Source organism: Streptomyces noursei, from assembly GCF_001646665.1.
Taxonomy (GTDB): domain Bacteria; phylum Actinomycetota; class Actinomycetes; order Streptomycetales; family Streptomycetaceae; genus Streptomyces; species Streptomyces lavendulocolor.
In genome coordinates this window covers 79,271-80,139 of record NZ_LWBU01000270.1, presented here as the reverse complement: position 1 = coordinate 80,139, position 869 = coordinate 79,271, and the positions used below count along the sequence as shown (strand labels likewise).

1 protein-coding gene is annotated in these 869 nt (G+C 72.2%); it reads right to left on the bottom strand.

All coding sequences use genetic code 11. The features are described from left to right. Nucleotides 1–103: 103 nt before the first annotated feature. Nucleotides 104–412, bottom strand: coding sequence for a hypothetical protein (locus A4V12_RS18590; RefSeq protein WP_064070477.1), 309 nt, complete (start codon nucleotides 410–412; stop codon nucleotides 104–106). Nucleotides 413–869 lie beyond the last annotated feature (457 nt).

Genomic DNA, 869 nt, shown 5'->3' with positions numbered 1-869 from the left:
CCGGTGCCGGGCCGTCGCGGAAGAAGGCGGGCCGGCGCCGGCCGTCACGGCGCGGGCGCGCGGCCCCGGCACCCGTGGCGGAGCACCGCGGGTGCGCGGGTGATCAGAGGAACTCGATGGACACGTACTCCACGTTGCCCCAGCTGCAGTACGCGTTGGTCCGCGTCGGTCCCGTCACGACGCTGCTCGACCCCGAACCCCCGAGCGTGCAGTCGACGTTGACGCGCCACTTGTAGTTTCCGCGGGTGGTGCACTTTCCCCACCCGTTGGTGAGGTTCTTGCCCTTGGTGCACGAGGGCCCGAACGCCGAGGACGCTCCGTCCTGGCCGGCGGCCTGCGCGGGCGCCGACAGGCCGCCCAGCGCGAGTGCCGCTCCGATTCCCAGTCCTGCGACAGCGGTACGGAAACGCATGAGTACTCCTTCGGTTCGTAGGGAGGAGACGGGCAGGAGTTGCACCGTGGCCGGTCGCACGTCGGCGACGTGCGACCGGCACACGTGCCACGTCCCCGGTCCGGACGTGCGCGGTCCGGACAAGGACTTCCGGGCCGCCGCTTTCGACCGGATGGCGTGATCTTGGCTTCACGGCCCGTCGTGCGCACCACCAGACTGAAGCCACGGCCGGGACCGCGGCTTGTACGAACGCGCACCTCGCCGGTCCCCGCCCTCCCCAGTCGCACGGGTCGAGAGGGGCGGCAGCTGTGGCCCGCGAGTCGGCACCGAACGATCCGGCCCCCGAGCGCTGCCGGGTACGCCACCGGCCCCCGCCCCGGTTGCGCGACCACGTGGTCAGTTACACCGGCTACCGCATGAGCGCGGCGCCCGTCGTGCGGCGGATCAACCTTCCCTCGACCACCGTGACGCTGTGCCT

Bases quoted from the DNA above. Each gene is read 5' to 3' on its own strand.
- A4V12_RS18590 (WP_064070477.1), bottom strand. From the start codon at position 412: ATGCGTTTCCGTACCGCTGTCGCAGGACTGGGAATCGGAGCGGCACTC.